Annotated in this window: 15 protein-coding genes and 1 pseudogene; 8 read left to right on the top strand and 8 right to left on the bottom strand. The window is 71.4% G+C overall.

From position 1 onward, the window contains the following. Positions 1–253: 253 nt before the first annotated feature. Positions 254–1,486, top strand: a complete 1,233-nt coding sequence (locus tag ACFWBT_RS07810; RefSeq protein ID WP_385697242.1) for a hypothetical protein — start codon at positions 254–256, stop codon at positions 1,484–1,486. Between the two features lie 212 nt (positions 1,487–1,698). Here the strand turns inward: ACFWBT_RS07810 and ACFWBT_RS07805 are convergent, their stop codons facing one another. From ACFWBT_RS07805 to ACFWBT_RS07790, 4 genes are all read right to left on the bottom strand, one after another. Further along, positions 1,699–2,028, bottom strand: coding sequence for an antibiotic biosynthesis monooxygenase (locus ACFWBT_RS07805; protein WP_356464324.1), 330 nt, complete (start codon positions 2,026–2,028; stop codon positions 1,699–1,701). A 105-nt stretch (positions 2,029–2,133) separates the two neighbouring features. Next, positions 2,134–2,832 carry a hypothetical protein gene (locus ACFWBT_RS07800; protein WP_385697241.1) on the bottom strand — a complete coding sequence of 233 codons (699 nt, stop codon included), beginning with the start codon at positions 2,830–2,832 and terminating at the stop codon, positions 2,134–2,136. Between the two features lie 175 nt (positions 2,833–3,007). Continuing rightward, the gene (gap, locus tag ACFWBT_RS07795) at positions 3,008–4,006 is read right to left on the bottom strand and encodes a type I glyceraldehyde-3-phosphate dehydrogenase (RefSeq protein ID WP_385697166.1); all 999 of its coding nucleotides are present in this window, start codon (positions 4,004–4,006) and stop codon (positions 3,008–3,010) included. A gap of 103 nt (positions 4,007–4,109) precedes the next feature. After that, entirely contained in the window at positions 4,110–5,066 is a 957-nt protein-coding gene (locus tag ACFWBT_RS07790; protein WP_385697164.1) for a GlxA family transcriptional regulator, read from the bottom strand. A gap of 231 nt (positions 5,067–5,297) precedes the next feature. Here ACFWBT_RS07790 and ACFWBT_RS07785 point away from each other — a divergent pair, with 231 nt between their 5' ends. The 4 genes and pseudogenes from ACFWBT_RS07785 (at position 5,298) to ACFWBT_RS07770 (ending at position 8,578) form a co-directional block, all read left to right on the top strand. Continuing rightward, positions 5,298–6,470, top strand: coding sequence for an amidase domain-containing protein (locus ACFWBT_RS07785; protein WP_385697163.1), 1,173 nt, complete (start codon positions 5,298–5,300; stop codon positions 6,468–6,470). Between the two features lie 241 nt (positions 6,471–6,711). Then, positions 6,712–7,017 (top strand): winged helix-turn-helix transcriptional regulator, encoded by a 306-nt coding sequence (locus tag ACFWBT_RS07780; RefSeq protein ID WP_385697161.1) that lies wholly within the window; start codon positions 6,712–6,714, stop codon positions 7,015–7,017. Continuing rightward, a pseudogene (locus ACFWBT_RS07775) lies at positions 6,939–7,139 on the top strand (DUF6191 domain-containing protein); the annotation flags it as partial. The gene ACFWBT_RS07780 and the pseudogene ACFWBT_RS07775, both read left to right, overlap by 79 nt. Before the next feature lie 263 nt (positions 7,140–7,402). Further along, positions 7,403–8,578 carry an epoxide hydrolase family protein gene (locus ACFWBT_RS07770; RefSeq protein WP_385697160.1) on the top strand — a complete coding sequence of 392 codons (1,176 nt, stop codon included), beginning with the start codon at positions 7,403–7,405 and terminating at the stop codon, positions 8,576–8,578. Here ACFWBT_RS07770 and ACFWBT_RS07765 read toward each other — a convergent pair. The 4 genes from ACFWBT_RS07765 to ACFWBT_RS07750 all read right to left on the bottom strand — a co-directional run bounded on the left by ACFWBT_RS07765 (position 8,554) and on the right by ACFWBT_RS07750 (position 10,952). Continuing rightward, positions 8,554–9,312, bottom strand: a complete 759-nt coding sequence (locus ACFWBT_RS07765) for a formylglycine-generating enzyme family protein (protein WP_385697158.1) — start codon at positions 9,310–9,312, stop codon at positions 8,554–8,556. The genes ACFWBT_RS07770 and ACFWBT_RS07765 overlap by 25 nt on opposite strands. Positions 9,313–9,377: 65 nt before the next feature. Next, complete coding sequence (locus tag ACFWBT_RS07760) at positions 9,378–10,184, bottom strand: rod shape-determining protein (protein WP_385697156.1); 807 nt, start codon at positions 10,182–10,184, stop codon at positions 9,378–9,380. After that, positions 10,181–10,555, bottom strand: a complete 375-nt coding sequence (locus tag ACFWBT_RS07755; RefSeq protein WP_385697154.1) for a TraR/DksA family transcriptional regulator — start codon at positions 10,553–10,555, stop codon at positions 10,181–10,183. The genes ACFWBT_RS07760 and ACFWBT_RS07755 overlap by 4 nt, the downstream gene beginning before the upstream one ends. A gap of 67 nt (positions 10,556–10,622) precedes the next feature. After that, positions 10,623–10,952, bottom strand: a complete 330-nt coding sequence (locus ACFWBT_RS07750) for a TraR/DksA family transcriptional regulator (RefSeq protein WP_385697152.1) — start codon at positions 10,950–10,952, stop codon at positions 10,623–10,625. A 407-nt stretch (positions 10,953–11,359) separates the two neighbouring features. Here ACFWBT_RS07750 and ACFWBT_RS07745 point away from each other — a divergent pair, with 407 nt between their 5' ends. The 3 genes from ACFWBT_RS07745 (at position 11,360) to secD (ending at position 15,459) form a co-directional block, all read left to right on the top strand. Beyond that, positions 11,360–12,310 (top strand): HAMP domain-containing sensor histidine kinase, encoded by a 951-nt coding sequence (locus ACFWBT_RS07745; protein ID WP_385697150.1) that lies wholly within the window; start codon positions 11,360–11,362, stop codon positions 12,308–12,310. Beyond that, positions 12,307–12,972, top strand: coding sequence for a response regulator transcription factor (locus ACFWBT_RS07740; protein ID WP_266764643.1), 666 nt, complete (start codon positions 12,307–12,309; stop codon positions 12,970–12,972). Before ACFWBT_RS07745 ends, ACFWBT_RS07740 begins: the two co-directional genes overlap by 4 nt. Before the next feature lie 198 nt (positions 12,973–13,170). Continuing rightward, a complete protein-coding gene (gene secD / locus ACFWBT_RS07735; RefSeq protein ID WP_385697148.1) occupies positions 13,171–15,459 on the top strand; it encodes a protein translocase subunit SecD in 2,289 nt (762 codons plus the stop codon). The last annotated feature ends 217 nt before the right edge of the window (positions 15,460–15,676 follow it).

Below are 15,676 nucleotides of genomic sequence, written 5' to 3'. Positions count from 1 at the left end.
GACGCGGGGCGCCTCCGCGGCCCACGGCACTCGCTCGACGTACGGCGCCGGTGCGAACGGCGAGGGAGCCGGTTGCGACGCCGTAGCCCAGGCCGGAACAACGGCCTGGGCGACGGACCGCCACGGCCTCGGCTCCCACCCGTCACCGGTCCCCACCGAAGCGCGCGCGACGGTCCCGCTCGCCTCCCACGCCCCCGCCGTCACCTCGGCGCGCGACCATGCCCGGGACCGGGCCCGCGACGGGTGGGAGCGGCTGTGCCGGGCGGCGCGGCGGCACGGCCCGGTCCTCGCGCTCTACGGCACGGTCAAGCTCATCGGCTTCTGCGTCTTCATGTACCTGCTGGACTCCTCCGGGGACTTCCGCAGGAAGAACCCCCGCTTCGGCGGTGGCGCCCACATCTGGGACGTCCTGGCGACCTGGGACGGCTGGTGGTACCAGCAGATCGCCGCGCACGGCTACCACCCCGCGCTCGTGCCGGTGCCCGGTGCCACGGGCCTGATCACCCTTGAGGGCAACTCGGCCGCGTTCTTTCCGCTGTACCCCGCCCTCATGCGCCTGGTCTCGTCCTGCACCGGACTCGGTCTGCTCGGCGCCGGCCTCGTGGTCTCCATCGCCGCGTCGTTCGTGGCCGCACTGGGCATCTACGCCGTGACCGCCCGGGTCGGCGGACGACGCGCCGGGCTGGCCGCGGCCGGCCTCTGGGCTGTCTGGCCCGGCTCCGGCATGGAGTGGTCCGCCTACTCGGAATCCCTCTACATCGCCCTCGCCGCCTGGGCCTGCTACGCCGTCATGCGCCGCCACTGGCTCACGGCCGGCCTCCTGACCTGCGCCGCCGGTCTCACCCGGCCGACGGCCACCGCACTGATAGCGGCTCTCACCCTCGCCGTACTGGTGGACCTGCTGCGCCATCTGCGCGCGGTGCGTCGCTGGGGAGACGCACCCCTCCCCGACGGGACAACGCGCCGGGGCGCGGTCCTGCGCCCACTGACGGCCGTCGCGATCGCCCCTGTCGGCCTGGCCGGCTATCTCGGCTGGGTGGGCTACCGGATGGGCGACCTCGGCGGGTACTTCACACTGCAGGACGGCGCCTGGGCCCACTCGTTCGACTACGGCCGACACACCGTCAAGGTGTTCGGCTCACTCATGGTCGGCCACTTCGACTACCTCTACGCCTACCCCTACGAGGATGCCATCGGCGCCGCCACCGTCCTGCTGGCCCTGATCATCCTGCCCTTGCTGTTCCGGCTGCGCCCACCCCTCGTCCTGACCGTCTACACGCTCCTGACCATGGCACTCGTCCTGGGGAGCCAGCAGATCTTCGGCAACGTCTCCCGCTATCTGCTCCCCGCCTTCCCCCTGCTCATCCCCTGCGCCACCGCCATGCGCCGGCTCAGCACACCGGTCCTGTGCACCGTCCTCACCGTCGCGGCACTCGCCTCGGGCTCCTACGCCGGATACGTCCTGTTCGAGGTCGGCATCCCGTGACCAGCACCCTCGGGGGCCAACTACCGCTCAACGCGCGGCAGTTGATCTCCAGCGCACAAACCGTCTGTCTCTACGGCGCCGCTACGCCCCCGTTGCCACCGGCGGGTCCGGGTGGCCCCGCACGAGCGCCCCGCCGCCCGAGGCGTCATCCGCCGGCTCACGTCCCGGCCGGCGGCACCGCGGCACCGCCGGCCGGTCGCGCGACGATCCGGCTACGGGTTGGTCGGCTCCGCCTGCTGGACGACCTCGAAGGACCACAGCGTGGACCCGCTCGCCGCCGGCTTCGGACGCTCGGCACCCTGCGCGTCACCGCCCTGGTGGGCGGCCTTCATCGGGCCCTCCATCCAGGCCTGGAAGGACTCCTCGTCACGCCAGCGGGTGTAGACGAGGTAGCTGTCGGTGCCCTCGACGGGGCGGAGGAGTTCGAACCACTCGAACCCGTCGGAACCCTCCACCGCGTGGGCGCGGGAAGCGAACCGCTTCTCCAGCGTCTCCCGCTGTTCGGTGGGCACGGTCAGTACGTTGATCTTGACTACGCTCATGACCCCATCCTGCCGCACGACCGTGGGCAGAAGGCCCGTGGACCGCCCGATGCCGGGCTCGGGACGGCCCGGGACGGCTCCTGACGGCTCGGGACGGTCCGGCGATCAGGCACGCAGCCAGACGCGCAGCGGGCCGATGGGCTCGAAGCCATGGCGGACCGCCGCCGCGAGGGCCTCGCCGTGCTCGTACCCGACCACCGGCAGCAGCGGGAACAGCGAGTGCACCGCTTCCAGTACGACCGGCCATGCCGTGTCAGGGCCGCCGTCGAGCGCGAAGACATTGGAGATTCCGACGACCTGGTCGCTGCGGCTCACCATCGCGCCGGCGACGACCCGGCCCTGCGCGGACCGCCCGGCCAGCGCGAACGTGGCCGGGTCGTCGAGCAGTTCGGGCCGGAAGAGGTCCGCGCTGCCGTCTCCGTCGTCCCAGGCGAGCGCCCAGGCACGCAGAGCGTCCGGTCCGGCCACGACGTCCCAGGCGAGCTCCGGGGCGGTGGCGGGCGCGATCGCGGGACGGTGGATCCACTGTGCCTCGAACAGCACTTGGAAACCCGCTCCCGTCAGATCGAGGTCGGCGAAGCTGTCCTTGACGGACGCCCCGGGCGCGGTGTCGATCCGGGCCGCCAGCGCGCTGGGGTCGGCGCCCGGGACCAACGTGACCGCGTCCGGGTAGTACAGCGGGGTGCGGGTCGGGGAAGCCCAGGCCTGCGGTCCGAATCGGCCCACCGAGCCGTGCGATCGGCTCATCGCCGCGCACCATTCCGCGTTGTTGGACGCGGCGGCCATGACCAGGGACTGCTTCATCGTATCCACGGTGTGGATCATGGCGTGTCCCGGCTGGGCCTGTCGAACGGTTTCCTGACGGTCGTCCCGGTCGTCCCGGTCGTCCCGGTCGTTCCCGTCGTCCCGGTCGTTCCCGTCGTTCCGGTCGGTCCAGGGGCGGGGCGCTGCGCACAACGCCCCTGCCCCGCAGCTTCCGTCAGCCGGCGGCGAGGAGCTGAAGCGTGTCGATCACACGGTTGGAGAAGCCCCACTCGTTGTCGTACCAGGCGACCACCTTGATGTGGCGGCCGTCGACGCGGGTCAGGGCCGAGTCGAAGATCGACGAAGCCGGGTTGCCCGTGATGTCGGACGACACGAGCGCGTCGTCCGAGTACTCGAGAACGCCGGCGAGCGGCCCCTCGGCAGCGGCGCGGTAGGCCTCCAGAACCTCGTCACGCGTCACGTCGCGGGCCACGGTGGTGTTGAGCTCGACGATCGAGCCCACCGGGACCGGCACGCGGATCGAGTCGCCCGACAGCTTGCCGTCGAGGTTCGGCAGCACCAGGCCGATCGCCTTGGCGGCGCCGGTCGTGGTCGGCACGATGTTGACAGCGGCGGCACGGGCACGGCGGGCGTCGCGGTGCGGGCCGTCCTGCAGGTTCTGCTCCTGCGTGTAGGCGTGCACGGTCGTCATGAAGCCGTGCTCGATGCCGGCGAGTTCGTCGAGCACCGCGGCCAGGGGCGCGAGCGCGTTGGTGGTGCACGACGCGTTCGAGATGATCGTGTGCACGTCCGGGTCGTAGGCGTCGTTGTTGACACCGAACGCGAGCGTCACATCGGCGCCCTCCGCCGGCGCGCTGACGAGGACCTTCTTCGCACCCGCGTCGAGGTGGGCTCCGGCCGCCTTGGCCGAGGTGAAACGGCCGGTCGCCTCCAGCACGAGGTCGACCCCGAGCTCCGCCCAGGGCAACTGGCCCGGTTCACGCTCGGCCAGCACCTTGATGCGCCTGCCGTCGACCACGAGGGTGTCGCCGTCGACGGTCACCGGGCGACCGAGCCGGCCGGCGGTCGAGTCGTAGGCGAGCAACCGCGCGAGCGTGGCGGGCTCCGTCAGGTCGTTGACCGCGACGACTTCCAGGTCGGTGTCGCGTTCGAGCAGGGCGCGCAGCACATTGCGTCCGATGCGGCCGAATCCGTTGATGGCGATACGAGTCATGAGTGGTGTCCCTTCGGTTCCCTCCCAGGTTCGCGCGCGGCGTCGGGCCGTGACAGCGGCGAGATCGCCATGGTCCGCAAGGATCGCGCCACCCGTCCGCGGACTACTCGCCCTGGGTGAAGGTGCGCCGGTACTCGCTCGGGGAGGTGCCGAGGATCTTGTGGAAGTGCAGTCGCAGATTGGCTCCGGTGCCGAGGCCGACGCCCGCCGCGATCTGCTCGACACTCCATTGCGAACGCTCGAGGAGTTCGCGGGCCATGTCGATGCGGGCCCGCATGACCCATTGCATCGGCGTGTATCCCGTGTCGTCGGCGAAGCGCCGCGAGAAGGTGCGCGGCGACACCGCCGCGTGCTGGGCGAGCACTTCGAGGGAAATGGGTTCGCCGAGCCGGTGCAACGCCCATTCGCGGGTCGCGGCGAAGCGCTCGCCGAGCGGTTCGGGAACGCTGCGGGGCACGTACTGCGCCTGACCGCCGCTGCGGTAGGGGGCCGCGACCAGGCGGCGGGCCGCATGGTTCGACGCGGCCACCCCGAGGTCGCCTCGCAGAATGTGGAGGCACAGGTCGATGCCCGAGGCGGCGCCGGCCGAGGTGAGCACGCTTCCCTCGTCGATGAAGAGAACGTTCTCGTCGACCTTGATGAGCGGATGCTTCGCCGCGAGCGCCCGCGTGTAGTGCCAGTGGGTCGTGGCGCGCTTTCCGTCGAGCAGCCCGGTCGCCGCGAGCGCGAAGGCGCCCGTCGAGATGGCGGCGAGCCGTGCGCCCCGGTCATGGGCGTCGATCAGCGCGTCGACGACGGCCCGGGGCGGGTCCTCACGGTCCGGTGAGCGGTAGCCGGGGACGAAGACGATGTCGGCCCAGGCGAGTTGTTCGAGTCCGTGGGCGACGTGGTACGACAGGCCGTCGCCGCCGGTCACGAGACCGGGTTCCGCGCCGCACACCCGTACCTCGTACGGCATGCTCGCGCGGGTCGTGAACACCTGCGCGGCGATGCCGACATCGAGCGGCTTCGCACCCTCGAGCACGAGAACGGCGACGTGATGCAAGGGGGAGGCTGCCACGGTGAAGAGGTTACGTGGGCCTCCTCGTTCATGGCTTTCGACGGGTCTCGCGTCGACTTCTCCATCACCGGATGGAGGGGTGCCCCCTGCGACACGATCGACCGGATTGCCCCCTCTCGCCGCCTTCCGCGGAGGCCGTGATACCGCTTCGGTAACCCCCTTCACAGGAGCCTCACACGTCGTGCGAGGATGCGGCTCCGGTATCGAATACCGGCGTAGAGGGGAACACCATTGAAATCAAGGAAACTGAGCCGTAAGCGGCAGCGCGCGACCATAGTCGGGGCGGCGGCCGCGTCGGTCGTCGCCGGTGCGGCTCTGCTGCCCAACTGGTCCGCGGGCGCAGCGAATGTCGCCGCCGACCCCAAGGTGGACGCGTCGACGAAGGCCACCTTCCAGCGGCTGGCGGACGCGGTCTTCACCGACCGTACCGACGCCCTGGTGGACAAGGACGACAGCAAGCGCAAGGCGTCCCGGTTCTCCGGCGACGTGCGGCTGTCGTCCACCCAGACCCACGCCGAGAAGGCCGCGCTGTCGCAGTTGGAGAGCCGCAAGGCCCGCCTGGCGTCGCTCGGCGAGAAGTACAGTGCGGCCAACACGACCGTGTCGCTGGACCGTACGCAGCTGAAGGGCCGTCACGCCACGGTCAGCGTCACCGAGACGACGACGCTGACCTACGACGAGGCCAAGGGCACCGAGCCGAAGACCACCGGCTTCGTGGCGCACCACGAGCTGACGTTCAAGGCCGACCGCAAGGGCGACTGGCAGCTCACCGGCGTCCGTGACACGGACGACGGGGTCGCGGTCAACCAGGTCGCCACCACGCCGCTCGTCGCCACGCCGATGACCGGGGACACCACTCCGCCCTCGGCGACGCGCTCCGCGACCACGCGGCCCGCGCCGTCGAAGCCGAAGCAGCTCTCGGGCACCGGTTACGACTACAAGGCCATGGCGGCGTACGCGGCCAAGTACTGGAAGAACTACAACCCGGCCTACCCCGACTTCAACGGGGAGGGCGCCGGCGGCGACTGCACCAACTTCGTCAGCCAGGCCCTGAAGGCCGGCGGCTGGAAGCACGCTCCCGGCTACACGAACGACTTCCACAAGTGGTTCGGCAACGCCGACATCCAGTCGGACTCGTTCGTCGGTGTCAACGAGTTCTCTTGGTTCGCCCTGTCGTCCAAGCGGGTCACCAGCCTCGCCAACGTCTACCAGGCGGACATCGGTGACGTGCTGCAGATGGACTTCAACAAGGACGGGTCCAAGGACCACACCATGATCGTCACGTACCGCAGCCCGCAGGGTGTGCCGTATGTGTCGTACCACTCGACCAACACCTACAACAGGTCGCTGGCGAGCGTCATCGCGTCGTACCCGAACGCGGCGTACTACGCCTACCGCACCTGAGCGGTCGCGTTCCGGGGCGGGAGTCGGCACCAGGTGCCGGCTCCCGCCTTTTCGCCGCGCGGGGCCTGTGAGGCGCGCGCGGCGCCATGTCGGGTCCTGGTCCTCGGCACGCGGCGGGCCGGTCAGAGCCAGGTGGTCCCCAGCCAGACGGTCGCCGCGGCGGTCACGAGCAGGGCGATGTTGAGTCCGATCAGCCGGGCCTCGCCGCGGGAGACGTGGACGGCGATTCGAGCCTGTTGTCATGTCGCAGTACGAACACACGTGCATGATCCGCGGGGACGGCGGCCGGACGATCCGCGCCGTGCTCGACCGGATCTGCGACAAGTGGAAGCTGCTGATCGTGACGACCCTCGAGCGGGGACATCCGCGTTTCACCGATCCGCAGCGGCAGATACCCGGCATCTCGCAGCGGATGCTGACGCTGACCCTGCGGAACCTGGAGCGCGACGGCCTGGTGTCCCGGTCGGCGTCCGGCACGGGCAGATATCGGCGACCGGCTTCGAGCAGTTGCACGCGAGCTTCTCGCCGGGCAAGCAGAGCGAGTTGAAGGAGCGGCAGTCGGTGCTGATCCTGCGGGACGACGAGGAGGACGGAGCGCCGCCGAACCGGACCATGGTGGATCTGGACGGCGGGACAGCGATCGTCCGCCTGCCTCAGCGCGGTCGGTGACCCGGGGCGGAGGTCCGCCCGGCGGGACCCGCTCCACACCCGGCGGGGAGGTCGCTCGTCGCCCGACGGTGCGTCAGGCTCGACGGCACTTCGGCGCGGAGCCCGCCGACCGCGGGTCGTCGATTCACCGCGAGACCGCCGCCCGGCGGCACGTCGGCACCGGCCTCCTCCCGTCGGGGGACCCCGGAGGGTGACGGCCGGCGGCGCCACACCTGCCCGGCGTGTTCGGGAAGTCGCGCGGCACGCTCCCTAGGATGCGCCTCATGCCTGATGTCGCGCCTCGCGCCGAGCCGTTCACACCACGGACCGCCCCGGCCGCCCTCGACGACCTCCGCTCACGACTGCGCGGGACGCGCTGGCCGGACGCCCCCGAGGACGCCGGATGGTCACTCGGAACCGACCTCGACTACCTGCGTGAGCTCGTCGCCCACTGGGCCGACGGGTTCGACTGGCCGGCGCGCGAGGCGGCGCTCGCCCGGCTCCCGCGCTACCGCGTCCGGCTCGGTGGTCTCGGGATTCACTTCGTGCACGCCCGGGCCGTCGCACCGGCCGGGCCCGTCCTGCCGCTGGTGCTCAGCCATGGCTGGCCGGACTCGTTCTGGCGGTACACGAAGGTGATCCCGCTGCTGACGGATCCCGGCGCGCACGGAGGCGATCCCGCCGACGCGTTCGACGTGATCGTGCCCGACATGCCGGGCTTCGGATACTCCGACCGCCCCACGGGCCGGCCACTCGACTCCATCGCCGTCGCCGGTCTGTGGGCCGAGCTCATGGACGTCCTCGGATACGAGCGGTTCGGCGCGGCCGGCGGTGACCTCGGCAGCCATGTGAGCCGCTATCTCGCGCTCGACCACCCGGACCGCGTCGTGGCCGTCCACCGCACGGACGGGGGTCTGCCCGTCTTCACCGGAGATCCCGCCGACCTCACACAGGAGGAGCGGGACTGGATGGAGGACGCCGCGGCGTGGGGCGCCACCGAGGGCGCGTACGCCGCCATGCACCGCACGAAGCCCCAGACGGCGGCCGTGGGGCTCACCGACTCGCCGGCCGGGCTCGCGGCCTGGATCGTCGAAAAGCTCCGGGCGTGGAGCGACTGCGACGGCGACATCGAACGGTCCTTCACGAAGGACGAGATCCTCACGAACGTGACGCTCTACTGGCTCACGGAGACGATCGGTTCGTCCATGCGCATGTACCGCGCGAACGGCGCGATCGCGCCCGCCCAGCTCGCCCGCCGCGTCGAGGTGCCGTCCGGCTTCTCGATCTTCCGCGGCGACGTGGTCCGCCCGCCGCGGGCGTGGCTCGAGCGCACCACGAACCTCACGCGCGTCACCGAGCCGCCACGCGGCGGCCACTTCGCCGCCTTCGAGGAGCCCGAGCTCTACGCGGAGGAACTGCGCGCGTTCTTCCGCCCCTACCGGGGGTCGGTGAGGAGCTGAGTGAGGGGCTTCGCCGGGTCGCCCACGACTCGATTCTCCTCGGTCTCGTTCTCCGGCTCGTCGCCGACCAGGGACCGGGCGACGCGGAAGCCGACGTCGTCCACCGTGAAGGTGGGGTGGCTGCGGCGCCTTACGGAAGCTCGGCAGCTCCAGTGTTCGTCGAACCAGCCGCCGCCGCGCAGCACCCGGTAGCTGCCGTAGATCTCGGGGTCGTAGATGTCCCAGCACCACTCCCACACGTTGCCCAACATGTCGTGCAGGCCCCACGAGTTGGGCCGCTTGCCGCCCACCTCGTGCATCCGCTCGCCGGAGTTGTCCCGATGCCAGGCGATCTCGTCGAGGGGGCCGTAACGCGGTCCGGTCGTACCGGCCCGGCAGGCGTTCTCCCACTCCGCTTCGCCGGGCAGCCGGTATCCGTCTGCGGATGCGTCGCGTTCGATGTCCTCGCCGTCGGCCCCGAAACGGTAGACGGGCCTCAGTCCCTCGCGTCGGGACAGGGCGTTGCAGAACCGCACCGCGTCCCACCAGGAGACGCCCTCGACGGGCAGCCGGTCCCCACGGACGCCGCTCGGACACAGGCCGGTGACCTCCGCGTACAGCCCCTGGGTCACCGGGTGCTCCCCGATGGCGTACGGCGCGAACTCCACCGTCCAACTGCGCTCTGTCCGCCGGTCCGACAGGGTGACCCGCCCCGCCGGGATCGCGATCATCTCGTGCTCTGTGCCCGTATCCATGAGCGGACGATCCTACCGGCGCGCGCCTCCGACGCCTTCGTACGCCTCCGTGGTCCACGCCCGCCTCACCGCACGGTCGGCGGGCAGAGGAAGAGCGACGACGGGTGGGTGTGGGCCGCCGCCAACAGATGGGCCGCGCCACGGACAGCCGCGGTGTGGGGGGCCGGGGCAGGTCTGACGGGAGCGTGCAGATGCTCGGTGAGGCGGTAGGTGATGTCGGGGCGCAAGGCGCCTCCGCCCGCCAGGAGCGCTCCTCGGTGGACGGCGTCGAGGGTCTGGGTGGTGTGGTCCTGCTCCAGCATCGTGGTGACCATGGCGACGACGGCGTCGGCGATCCGCGTGGACGGGGTGAGGGCGTCCAGATCGCTGGTGCCCAGAGCGGCGCGGCGGGCATCGGTGACGGTGCCGTCGGTGAGGAGGACGACCTCGGTGACGTGGGCCCCGAGGTCCACGACGAGCAGGGGCGTACTCAGGTCGGCGCCGGCGGCGGCCGCGACGGCTCGTGCCGCCGGGACGGTCAGCACCGTGCGCGGTCGCAGGGTCTCGACCGCGAGGCGGGCCTCGGCACGGAACGCGATTCCGCCGAGGACGGGCGCGGTGATGATGAGCAGGGGGCGGCCGAGGCGTGGCAGGCGGTGGGTGAGCAGGCGGTCGAGCATCCGGGCCGTTCCGGGGGTGTCGACGATCGTGCCCCGCTGGACGGGGTGGGCGGCCCCGTCGCCGGAGAAGGTCACCGTCGGCACGTCGAGGATCACTCCCCGGCCGGACATCCAGGCGCGGGTGCGGGAGCTGCCGAGGTCCAGCGCGATGCCGCAGCAGTGCCGGCACCGGGGCCAGGGCCGGTGCCGTCCGAGGCGGGGTGTCGTGGTCACCGGTCCGCCTCCCTGACCTGCTGGCAGCGCCCGCAGTGGCGGGCTTGCGGCACGATGCTCAGACGCTCCCGGTCGATGGGCCCGCGGCACAGGTGGCAGGCGCCGTAGTGGCCCTCGTCCATGCGCCGGAGGGCCGCTTCGACGTCGGCGAGGACCATTCGGGCGGAGGCGGCGAGCTTGACGCGGACCTCGATCCGGGAGGCGGTCTGCCGGGTCGGCAGCGCCTCGGTGGCGTTCGTGGCTGCTGCAGCGATCTGCTGGAGCTGCTCCTGCCGGAACAGGCGCTGCTCATACAGGTCCTCGCGCAGCGCGGCGAGGTCCTCGGCCGACAGGGTCGTACGGCGGTCGCCGATGATCTGATGGGTCACCACTTCACCCCTCGGGCAGGGCGGGAATCTGACGCGGCCGGACGGGACGCGAAGGGCGGACGGCCGCTCGTCAGGCGGTGTCGCGCCGGCACGGGACGCAGAACCCTGTGTACGGCAGGATCTCCAGACGCTCGGCCGGGATGGACGCGGCGCAGGCCTGGCAGACTCCGTAACTGCCGTCCTGGAGGCGGCCGGAGGCGGCGTCGATCTCGCCGAGGACACGCTCGATGACGTCTTTCTGCGCCGTCATCACCTGCTCCTCCGCGCTCCCGACGGCCTCGTCGATCGCCCGCAGTTGCGTCAGCCGGGCATTGCGTTCGTGTTCGAGACGCTGACGTGCCTCGTGCGCCGTCAGGAGCTCAGGACGGTGGGGTCCGGTCCGTGGCGTGTCGAGCGACATGGTGGGTCCTTCCTGCAACACGGAGAGTGCCGTACGGCACGGCGTGACAGGGCCGGGGCCCTGTGCGGAGCACGGCTTTCGCAACGCGGTGGCTGTGCGATGCCTTGCCATGCCTTCACCCTGGCCGATGCGCCGCGCGAAACCCATCGGGCGCAATACCCATGTGCGGCCGGCCTCCGAAGCACCCGTGTACGCCGAGGACCAGCAGGTACGGAGTGCCGGGCAGCCCTCGTGGCGTGGCCGGGCACGCGTGCGGAAATGGGCATGGGACCCCATCGACGGACGGAGCCGGACCCAGGCAGGCTGGACGGCAGGCCGGTCGAGACCAGTGGCCGCAGCTCATGCTCGGGGTGCGCGGTGGCCGACAGTAGAGAAGAAGCCGTGCACACGAGGAAGGTGTCATCCCGTTGTCCCTGTTCTGGCGGATCTTCGCGCTGAACGCGCTGGTGCTCGGAAGCGCCACCGCGCTGCTGCTGTGGGCTCCGGTGACCGTCTCCGTGCCGGTGGTGCTGACCGAGGCCGTGATCCTCGTGGGCGGTCTGGCCGTCATGCTGGTGGCCAACGCCGCCCTGCTGCGGATCGGGCTGGCCCCGGTGGCCCGGCTCAAGAAGCTGATGACCACCGTCGACCTGCTGCGCCCGGGCCAGCGGCTGCCGGAGCGTGGACGCGGGGAGATCTCCGAGCTGATCCGCACCTTCAACGCCATGCTGGAGCGCCTTGAGCACGAACGGGCCGCCAGCAGCGCCCGTGTCCTGATCGCGCAGGAGGCGGAACGGCGTCGTGTCGCCCAGGAGCTCCACGACGAGGTCGGGCAGACGATGACGGCGATCCTGCTGTCCCTGAAGCGGTCGTCGGACGAGGCCGCCGAGCCCTTGCGCGGCGAGCTCCAGCAAGCGCAGGAGATCACCAGAGCGAGCCTGGACGAGGTGCGCCGTCTGGTACGCCGACTGCGGCCCGGGGTGCTGGAGGATCTCGGTCTGGTCAGCGCCCTGACCTCACTGACCACCGAGTTCTCCACCCACACCGGACTGCGTGTGCTGCGCGCCTTCGACCCCGGCCTGCCGTCCCTGGACCCGCAGACCGAACTGGTGCTGTACCGCGTCGCCCAGGAAGCCCTGACCAACGCCGCCCGGCACGCCGAGGCCGGGCGGGTCGAGGTCAGCCTGCGCCACGCCGATGGCACGGTCGTCCTGGCCGTCACCGACGACGGCCACGGGTGCGGCGTCGCGCGGGAAGGCGCCGGGATCCGCGGGATGCGTGAGCGTGCCCTGCTCATCGGGGCCACGCTCGACATCACCTCCGCGCCCTCCGGTACACAGATCCGGCTGACCGTGCCCGACCCGAGGAAGCAGTCATGACCCCGTCCGACGCGTCCGTGATCCGTATCCTTCTCGCCGACGACCACGCGCTGGTACGACGCGGGGTGCGGCTCATCCTCGACAGCGAGCCGGATCTCGAGGTCGTCGCCGAGGCGGGGGACGGCGCGGAGGCCATCGCCATGGCGCGCGAACACGAGGTCGACCTGGTCGTACTGGACATCGCCATGCCCCGGATGACCGGTCTGCAGGCCGCCCGCGAGCTCATCGCGCTGAAGCCGGGCGTACGTGTCCTGATGCTGACGATGCACGACAACGAGCAGTACTTCTTCCGGGCGTTGAAGGTGGGCGCCAGCGGATACGTGCTGAAGTCCGTGGCCGACCGCGATCTGGTCGCCGCCTGCCGGGCCGCCATGCGGGACGAGCCCTTCCTGTACCCGGGCGCGGTCACCGCGCTCGTCCGCAACTACCTCGACCGCGTCCACGACGGCGAAGAACTCCCCGAGCAGGTCCTGACGCCCCGCGAGGAGGAAGTGCTCAAGCTCGTGGCCGAGGGCCACTCCTCCAAGGAGATCGCCGAGATGCTCTTCATCAGCATCAAGACCGTCCACCGGCACCGGGCGAACATGCTCCACAAGCTCGGCCTGCGCGACCGCCTGGAGCTTACGCGCTACGCGATCCGCGCCGGCCTCATCGAGCCCTGACGTCCGCCCCACCGACCGCCTCAGGGCTCCGGCCCCACTCCCCCGTCGGAGCCCTGAGGCCTCCCACGGCCTGAGCCCCGACCCCACCAGCGCTCGGGACCGCTTCCGACCAGCCATCACCAGCCGAGACATCTCCATGTCGTCATCCCGATCACCGCCGCCACTGTCCTGGCCGCGTTCGCCTGCCGGAGGCCCGCCTTGACCCGCGCCCTACGCATCCGAGGGCTGCTCGCTCTCGCCGCTGTCGCCCTCTCGCTCTACGTCGCCTTCACCGTGCCCGTCCAGCTCGGACTGGATCTGCGCGGTGGCACCCAGATCGTGCTGGAAACCCGCCCCGCCTCACCCGCCGACCGCGACCCCGGCGCTGGGGCCACGGACCGCACCGTGGAGGTGCTGCGCGGCCGTATCGACGCGCTCGGAGTCGCCGATCCCACCATCGTCCGCTCCGGCAGAGACCGGATCGTCGTCGAACTGCCCGGAGTGCAGGACCCCAGGAAGGCCGCCGATGTGCTCGGCCGCACGGCTCAGCTCACCGTCCACCCGGTCCTCGGCAGCGCCGCCGACGCGGACGACGAGCCCGCGTCCCTGCCCAAGCGGCCTCGCCAGCTGATCCTGCCCGACGAGTCCGGCCGGTTCCTGCGCCTGCCGGCCGCCACGCTGACCGGCAACGACGTCGACGAAGCCGCCGCCCGTTTCGACCAGCAGGGCGGTGCCGGGTGGCACGTCACCATCGACTTCAAGGGGTCAGGCCGCGACGCATGGGCCCGCCTCACCGGCGAGGCCGCCTGCCGTCCGGCGGGAGACCCGTCCCGACGCGTCGCCATCGTCCTGGACGGCAAGGTCATCTCTTCGCCCGAGGTCGACCCCTCGGTGCTCTGCGGTTCCGGGATCGGGGGCGGCTCCACCCGGATCACCGGCTCCTTCAGCGACGGCGAGGCACGCGAACTGGCCCTGCTCATCAACGGCGGCGCCCTGCCCGTGCCCGTGGAGACCGTCGAGCAGCGCATCGTCGGTCCCACCCTCGGAGCGGAGGCCATCGCGGCCGCCGCCTGGGCCGCCGTCCTCGGCACCGCCCTGACCGCGCTGTTCATCAGCGTGGTCTACCGGCTCATGGGTGTCCTGGCCACCGTCGGTCTGGCCTGCTACGCCCTGATCTCCTACGCGGCCCTGGCCGCCGTCGGCGCCACCCTCACACTGCCCGGCCTCGCCGGGTTCGTGCTGGCCATCGGCATGGCGGTGGACGCCAACGTGCTCGTCTTCGAGCGCGCCCGCGAAGATTACGCCGCGCGAAAACGTCCCACCCCGCGCTCGTCCCTGACCGCGGGATTCCGCGGTGCCTTCAGCGCGATCGCCGACTCGAACGTCACCACCCTCATCGCCGCCGGACTGCTTTGTTTCCTCGCCGCCGGACCCGTACGCGGCTTCGGCGTCACGCTGGGCATCGGCGTCCTCGCGTCCATGTTCAGCGCCCTGGTGATCACACGTGTCCTCGCGGAGTACGCCGCCGCGCGCCCCTGGATACGCCGCCGTCCCCGCGTCACCGGCATCGCCCACACCGGCCGTGTCCGCGACCACCTCACCCGCAGGAATCCCGACCTGATGCGCGCCCCGCGCCGCTGGCTGGCCGCCTCCGCCGCGGCTCTCGTCCTGGCCGCTTCCGGAATCGCTGTGCGCGGCCTCGACTTCGGCATCGAATTCACCGGCGGCCGGCTGATCGAATACTCCACCGCGACCCCCGTCGACCCCGACCGGTTGCGCGACGCGCTCGCCGACGCGGGGTTCCCCCGGGCCGTCGTCCAGACCTCCGGCGAGCGTCAACTCACCGTCAGGACAGACCAGTTGACCAACGCCCAGGCAGTCACGATCACCGAAGTGGTCGGCGACCTGACCACGCAGGCCGACAGGCTCCGCGACGAGACCATCGGCCCGAGCCTCGGCAAGGAGCTGCGCCAAGGCGCTCTGGTCGCCCTCGTGATCGCGCTTGCCGCCCAACTCCTCTACCTTGCCGCCCGTTTCCGCTGGCTGCTGGGAACCGCGGCGGTCGCCGCGCTGGCCCACGACGTCGTGATCCTCGTCGGTATCTTCGCCTGGCTCGGCAAGCCCGTCGACGGCGTCTTCCTCGCCGCGCTCCTGACGGTCATCGGCTACTCCGTCAACGACTCGGTCGTCGTCTTCGACCGCGTCAGGGAACTGCGGCGCCAGGACAGCCGGGCGCCGTTCGTCCGCACAGCCAACCAGGCGCTCCTCCAGACCCTCCCGCGAACCGTCAACACCGGTATGGGCGCCGCCTTCATCCTCACGGCACTGGCAGTCCTCAGCGGCGACACCCTGGCGGACTTCGCCCTCGCCCTCCTCATCGGCCTCGCGGTGGGCACCTACTCCTCCATGTTCACCGCCAACCCGCTGGCCATCGAACTGGACGACCGTGCCCGCTCGTCGGCCGGACGCGCACCCGCCCTCGGCTCCGGAGAGCGCAGGTTCCGATGAGGGCGTGCGGGGACCAATACCGCCCGTCCGCGCGTGGCCCGCGCGCGGGCCACGGGGTCGCCGCCGTGGGCGGTGACGGGAGCGCTGCCGGGCCGCCTGCGAGGCCGCACCCCACAGCAGGGAAGCGAGCTCGGCGAAGAAGGCCTTCGCCAAGCTGTGGGATCCCATCACCCTGCGGTACGGCCTGGCAGAGGCGGATCCCGACGGCATCCGGCGC

The organism is Streptomyces sp. NPDC060027 (assembly GCF_042737005.1).
GTDB lineage: Bacteria > Actinomycetota > Actinomycetes > Streptomycetales > Streptomycetaceae > Streptomyces.
The sequence above is the reverse complement of the archived record's forward strand: the minus strand, read 5'-3'. Positions and strand labels throughout refer to the sequence as shown.

What these genes read in the sequence shown, in the direction of transcription:
- ACFWBT_RS07805 (WP_356464324.1), bottom strand. Translation starts at nt 2,028, where the DNA reads ATGAGCGTAGTCAAGATCAACGTACTGACCGTGCCCACCGAACAGCGG.
- ACFWBT_RS07800 (WP_385697241.1), bottom strand. Translation starts at nt 2,832, where the DNA reads ATGAAGCAGTCCCTGGTCATGGCCGCCGCGTCCAACAACGCGGAATGG.
- gap (WP_385697166.1), bottom strand. Translation starts at nt 4,006, where the DNA reads ATGACTCGTATCGCCATCAACGGATTCGGCCGCATCGGACGCAATGTG.
- ACFWBT_RS07780 (WP_385697161.1), top strand. Translation starts at nt 6,712, where the DNA reads ATGTCGCAGTACGAACACACGTGCATGATCCGCGGGGACGGCGGCCGG.
- ACFWBT_RS07770 (WP_385697160.1), top strand. Translation starts at nt 7,403, where the DNA reads ATGCCTGATGTCGCGCCTCGCGCCGAGCCGTTCACACCACGGACCGCC.
- ACFWBT_RS07765 (WP_385697158.1), bottom strand. Translation starts at nt 9,312, where the DNA reads ATGGATACGGGCACAGAGCACGAGATGATCGCGATCCCGGCGGGGCGG.
- ACFWBT_RS07750 (WP_385697152.1), bottom strand. Translation starts at nt 10,952, where the DNA reads ATGTCGCTCGACACGCCACGGACCGGACCCCACCGTCCTGAGCTCCTG.
- ACFWBT_RS07740 (WP_266764643.1), top strand. Translation starts at nt 12,307, where the DNA reads ATGACCCCGTCCGACGCGTCCGTGATCCGTATCCTTCTCGCCGACGAC.